The 1,075-nt window shown below is 37.3% G+C and carries 1 protein-coding gene; it reads right to left on the reverse strand.

Annotation, left to right across the window (positions count from 1 at the left end; all coding sequences use genetic code 11):
• Positions 1-407: 407 nt before the first annotated feature.
• Positions 408-1,075: PASTA domain-containing protein (locus PLJ10_09865; GenBank protein HOK09954.1), on the reverse strand; the 668-nt coding region annotated here is incomplete at its 5' end.

Here is a 1,075-nt window from a genome sequence, read left to right on the forward strand (position 1 = left end):
AGAGTACCCAGAGAACCACAGAGGAGCAAAAAGATAAATTTTCCTTCTGTGTTTTTCTTGGAGCAGGAGTGGGATTAAGATATAGCGATGAGGAAGCATTGGATGGTAGAACAACCGTTTACTATACTGAATAGGTGGCATGGCTATATGCGGTATTGATTTTGTGGTTTAGGTAGGTCCGGTATTGTTAGCTTAAAATTGGAATTGAATGTTTGTGGCATTGAGTGTATATAGCAAAGTGTGTCTATAGTGCTAATAATGATAAAATAGATGTGTAGAAACAAATCAAAATGGATAGGATAACCTTATAACTTTTCGTTTATTTTAATTTTCAATCAAATATTGCCACTTGAAAATAAATATGATTTATATCAATACATATTACATTGTTTGTTTACAGGTTTCATTTACGAGTTATGTCTGTTCATGTGTTTTCGGGTTGCAAAAATTACACTTGTAGTAATACCAATAGCTACGACTAACAAGAAATTAATGTTCAAACTTAATCCTGTTATTACATGAAGTTCTACTAAGGGGGTATCAATCACATCATAATCATCCGCAACCTGACACCAATAAAACCCCGAATCTTCTAATTGAAGGTCTTCTAAATAAAGTGTATCTGTTGTGGCACCGTCAATAATTTCAGGAGATTTTAAATTCTTCAAACGACTGAAATACCATTGAAATGCCACTTCTCCACGAGCACCAACAACAATTACTTTTAGAGAGAGTGTATCGCCTACCATTTTAACGATATATTCTGGGCTATCTATCCATGCGTCAAAAGCCATACACGGTCCCGATGCGGTAACTATACTTATTGGAGTCCCAATAGGTACTTGCTGTCCTGCAGACGGGTTCTGACTTATCACATTACCCGCAGGAATGGTATCACTGCATTGTTGTGATACAGAACCTATTGCCAGATTTGCTGTTACTATTTCATTAATTGCTTCAGCCTGTGGAAGTCCTACAACATCAGGTACAATTCTATATTCAATAGTCCCTTCTCCTTCGCCTTCAGGGGTTCCCTCAGGAGTTCCTTCAACGATACCTTCTCCTTCAGGGGTTC

Origin of the sequence: Candidatus Hydrogenedens sp., assembly GCA_035361075.1 — a bacterium.
Classification (GTDB): domain Bacteria; phylum Hydrogenedentota; class Hydrogenedentia; order Hydrogenedentales; family Hydrogenedentaceae; genus Hydrogenedens.